This is a genomic window from Pontiella sp. (genome assembly GCF_041622395.1).
Classification (GTDB): Bacteria; Verrucomicrobiota; Kiritimatiellia; order Kiritimatiellales; family Pontiellaceae; genus Pontiella.
Genome location: NZ_JBFJYW010000314.1, coordinates 1 through 4,314, shown reverse-complemented (window position 1 = coordinate 4,314; position 4,314 = coordinate 1). Strand labels below are relative to the sequence as shown.

General features: G+C 59.2%; 5 protein-coding genes. 3 read left to right on the top strand and 2 right to left on the bottom strand.

Annotation, left to right across the window (positions count from 1 at the left end):
* From ABYO54_RS14610 to ABYO54_RS14600, 3 genes are all read left to right on the top strand, one after another.
* A partial coding sequence (locus tag ABYO54_RS14610; protein ID WP_372808979.1) for an ABC transporter permease occupies positions 1–290 on the top strand: 290 nt, incomplete at its 5' end.
* A 118-nt stretch (positions 291–408) separates the two neighbouring features.
* Positions 409–1,215, top strand: coding sequence for an ATP-binding cassette domain-containing protein (locus ABYO54_RS14605; protein ID WP_372808978.1), 807 nt, complete (start codon positions 409–411; stop codon positions 1,213–1,215).
* Positions 1,216–1,295: 80 nt separating this feature from the next.
* Positions 1,296–2,054: an ATP-binding cassette domain-containing protein gene (locus tag ABYO54_RS14600; protein WP_372808977.1), complete on the top strand. Its 759-nt coding sequence runs from the start codon at positions 1,296–1,298 to the stop codon at positions 2,052–2,054.
* 304 nt (positions 2,055–2,358) lie between these two features.
* On the opposite strand, the gene ABYO54_RS14595 is transcribed toward ABYO54_RS14600, so the two are convergent.
* Both ABYO54_RS14595 and tadA read right to left on the bottom strand, forming a co-directional pair.
* Positions 2,359–3,594, bottom strand: a complete 1,236-nt coding sequence (locus ABYO54_RS14595) for a M48 family metallopeptidase (RefSeq protein WP_372808976.1) — start codon at positions 3,592–3,594, stop codon at positions 2,359–2,361.
* Positions 3,595–3,644: 50 nt separating this feature from the next.
* Positions 3,645–4,160, bottom strand: coding sequence for a tRNA adenosine(34) deaminase TadA (tadA, locus tag ABYO54_RS14590; protein ID WP_372808975.1), 516 nt, complete (start codon positions 4,158–4,160; stop codon positions 3,645–3,647).
* Positions 4,161–4,314 lie beyond the last annotated feature (154 nt).

Below are 4,314 nucleotides of genomic sequence, written 5' to 3'. Positions count from 1 at the left end.
GCATCATTTTCAAGCATATCCTGCCCAACGTCATGCACGTGATCATCGTGACCTTCACGCTGCGCTTCCCGGCGGCGGTCGGCACCGAGGTGTTCCTCAGCTTCATCGGCATCGGCGTGCAGGACCAGCCCTCCTGGGGGCTGATGATCAACTCCGCCCGCATGCGGCTTTGGCAGGGCATGTGGTGGGAAATGACCTTCGTCACCCTGGCCGTGTTCCTGTTGGTGCTGGCCTTCAACCTCCTCGGCGATGCCCTGCGCGACGCCCTCGATCCGCGACTCAATGATTAACAGGACCCTTTAACGGAGAGATTCGACAAAATGATTTAGAACAAAATAATTCATTGCGGATGAGCGGTAATCATTTTGTCCGTAATTATTTTGTCGAAAACGCACTCCTGTACGGCTTATGTCTGAAGAAAAGAACATTTTGGAAGTGAAGGATCTCTCACTGCATTTCGGACGCGGCGAAGACGAGGTCAAGGCGGTGGACCAGGTATCGTTCACGGTGGCCAAGGGCGAAACCGTGGCGCTCGTCGGCGAGTCCGGCAGCGGCAAGAGCATGAGTGCGCTCTCGCTGACCAAGCTGGTGCCGCGCGCGGCGCGCTTCGAGGGCGGTTCCGTGATGTTCGCCGGCAAAAACATGCTCGAGCTCGAAGAACGCGAGTTGCGTCAAATCCGCGGCAGCCGCATCTCCTATATTTTCCAGGAGCCGATGGTCTCCTTCAATCCGGTTTTCACGATCGGGTGGCAGATCGAAGAGGCCCTCAAACTCCACCGCAAGGGGATCGACCGCAAGGCCGAGGTGGCGCGCCTGCTCGACGTCGTCCATCTCCCGGTGCGCCTCGCGGGCGCGTTCCCGCACCAAATGAGCGGCGGCCAGCTGCAACGCTGCATGATTGCCATGGCGCTCGCCTGCTCGCCCGACCTGCTCGTGGCCGACGAACCGACCACCGCGCTCGACGTGACCGTCCAGCGCGAAATCCTCAACCTCCTCGCCGAGCTGAGCGAAAAGACCGGCCAATCGGTGCTGATGATTACCCACAACTTCGGCATCGTGGCCGACCTCGCCGACCGCGTCTACGTGATGCAGCGCGGCAAGGTGGTCGAAGAGGGCACCACCCGCCAGGTGCTCTACGATCCGCAGCACGAATATACCAAAAAACTCATGGCCGCCGTACCGCGCCTCCTTCCCAAAGAGTGTCCGACAACATGATGTAGGACAAAATAATTCCGGGCGGATGTGCCGTATTCGTTTCGTCCCTCACGATTTTGTTGAATAGACCTATGGAAAACTTGCTCACAGTCGAAAATCTCAACGTTGTTTATGGCCACGGACACGATGCCGTCCACGCCGTGAAAAATGTCTCCTTCAACATCAAACCCGGCGAAATCTTCGGCCTCGTCGGCGAGAGCGGTTGCGGCAAGAGCTCGCTGGGGAAAACCATCATCCGCATCAATGCGCCAACCTCCGGCGTCATCGATTTCAAGGGCGTCGACGTCGCGTCGCTCAAGGGCAAGCAACTGAAAACCTACCGCCAGGAAGTGCAGATGGTTTTTCAGGATCCCTACGGTTCGCTCAACGCCCGCATGAAGGTCGGCAGCGCCATTGTCGATGTGTTGGGCGTCCATAAGATCGGCGCCAACGTCGCGGAACGCCGCGAGCGCGTCACCGAACTGTTCGAATCCGTCGGCTTGAACAAGGATTGGGCGTGGCGCTATCCGCACGAATTTTCCGGCGGCCAGCGCCAGCGCATCTGCATCGCACGCGCGCTGTCGCTCAATCCCGACCTGCTGGTGGCCGATGAACCCGTCTCCGCGCTCGACGTTTCCGTGCAGGCCGAGATCCTCAAGTTGCTCCAAAAACTGCGGGCCGAGCGCAACCTCGCCTTCCTGTTCGTCAGCCACGACCTCGCCGTCGTCCGCAACCTGTGCGACCGCGTCGCCGTCATGTATGCCGGGGAAATCGTGGAAATGGGCCCGGTCGCCGACGTCATCGACAACCCGCAGCACGACTACACCAAAAAGCTCCTCGCCGCCGTCCCGAAATTCTAGTCGCTTCGTTCTTCGAGGTGGCAACGCTCCCTTGTCCGGAACCATCCGACAAAATGATTTCGGATAAAATGATTCATTGCGGATGAGCCGGCCCCAAAAACAACGCATTCGAACAATCAACGACCGCAAAGGTGCCAAGAATTGCAGATGCGACGCGGGATGCTAAATCGTGTTGTGCCGTTGGCACACGGTGCTCCACATAAATGACGGAGACGCCGGACTCCGTGTTTTGGTCGCAGGGCCTGCGTCTCTCCGGCCTCACCCCATTTAGGAGGCATAGATGCCTGCCCCACCGTCGCAGGACCTACGACCCTATTTCCCGCAGCGCCTTGATGCGGGCGAGGACGGGCGGGTGCGAATATTCGAGGAACACCTTTAGCGGGTGGGGCGTGAGGTTGGAGAGGTTGTCGACCGAAAGCTTCTTGAGCGCGGCGATCATTTTGCCGGGGGCCTGGGTGGTTTCGGCGGCGAAGGCGTCGGCTTCGAACTCGTGCTTGCGCGAGAGCATGTTGCCGAGGAGTCCGAGAACCATGCTGATGGGGGCGTAGAGGAAGCCGAAGAAGATGAGCCCGGCATAGAGCGGGGTGCCTTCGATCCCGAACGCGGCATAGAGGCCCTCCTTGCTGATGAACAGCGAGAGGATGAAAAACATCAGCAGCATCGAGGCCATGGAGATGACGATGGTCTTTTTGATGTGGCCGCGCTTGCAGTGGCCCATTTCGTGGGCGAGCACGCCGACGAGTTCCTCGGTCGTGTGGTTTTCGATCAGCGTGTCGTAGAGGGCGATGCGTTTGGTTTTTCCGAAGCCGGTGAAGTAGGCGTTGGATTTGGTGGAGCGCTTGGAGCCGTCGATTTTGTAGATGCCGCTCAGCGTATAGTTTTGTTCGGCGGCGTAGGTTTCGATGGCCGACCGCAGCTCGCCCTCTTCCAACGGCGTAAACCTGTTGAAGAGCGGGAAGATGACTACGGGCGCGATGAACATGATGAAGATTTGGATGACGCTCAGCGCCACCCAGGCCCAGAGCCATGCGTAGGGAACGGCGGAAAAGATCCAGAGCACCAGCGCAAAGATCGGGCCGCCGAGCAGGGCGGTGAGCAGAAGCCCCTTGAAGAGGTCCGCGATAAAGGTTTTGGCGGTGGTTTTGTTGAAGCCGTATTTTTCTTCGATCACGAAGGTGGAGTAGATGCCGAAGGGCAGGCCGACGGCCTGGCCGATCAGCATGAGGATGCCGCCGAACACCAACCCTTGCAGAATCATGTGCGCCGAGATGCCTTGGGCGATGTCGTTCACCCAACGGAAGCCGCCCAGCAGGATGAAGGCGATGGTGAGCGGCAGCATGATGGCCGACTGGATCTGGTCGAAGCGGGTGTTGTCTTTCAGGTAGCGCTGCGACTTGGCATAGTTGCTGGCGTCGTAGGTGCCGCGAAACTCTTCGGGTATCTCGGTGCGCAGGTGGCGGAGATTGAGCGTTTCAACAATCAGCGAAAGCAGCCAGTTGAAAACCAGGAGTGCGAGAATGAAAACCAGATAACCGTTCATGAATTGTTTCCTTCGTTACGTGTGTGGGCGCGCCTGCGGCGCGGACTCGGCTAGCCGGACCCTTCGTCGTTGTTTTCCCGGTCCAGCCTTTTGCGCTCTTTCGCGCGCAGGCGCAGATCCTGGAAAAAGTGCTGCATGACGGCTTTGCAATCGGCCTCCATCACGCCGGTTTGGATTTCGACGGCGTGGTTGAGATCGGCTTCGTTGAGAATGTTGAATTTGGAGACGGCGCCGCCGCGGACCGGATCGGTCATGCCCCAGACCACCTTTTTGATGCGCGAGAGCACGAGCGCGCCCGCGCACATCGGGCAGGGCTCTTTGGTGACATACATGACCGCATCGATGAGCCGCCAGTTACCGACCGCCTGCGTGGCCTGGGTGATGGCGAGGATCTCGGCATGGGCCGTTGGATCGTTGAGCATTTCGGTCTGGTTGTGCGCCTTGCCGATGATTTCGCCGTTGAGCACGATGACGGCCCCGCAGGGCACTTCGCCCTCGGCGGCGGCTTGCTCGGCCTCGCGCAGCGCCATGCGCATATAGAGAATGTCGGGGGAAAAGCTGTCCATGGGCCTACGTCGATGTTTCCTGGGGAACCAGCACGTTGAGGGCGGAGGGCAGCACCTCGATGTGCACTTCCTTTTCGGTGTTGAAGATTTCGCCGTCGACCTGGATCGGGGTTTGGTTTTCGCGTTTGACGATCATGTGTTCGAAGTGCCGGTT

What these genes read in the sequence shown, in the direction of transcription:
- ABYO54_RS14605 (WP_372808978.1), top strand. Translation starts at nt 409, where the DNA reads ATGTCTGAAGAAAAGAACATTTTGGAAGTGAAGGATCTCTCACTGCAT.
- tadA (WP_372808975.1), bottom strand. Translation starts at nt 4,160, where the DNA reads ATGGACAGCTTTTCCCCCGACATTCTCTATATGCGCATGGCGCTGCGC.
- ABYO54_RS14595 (WP_372808976.1), bottom strand. Translation starts at nt 3,594, where the DNA reads ATGAACGGTTATCTGGTTTTCATTCTCGCACTCCTGGTTTTCAACTGG.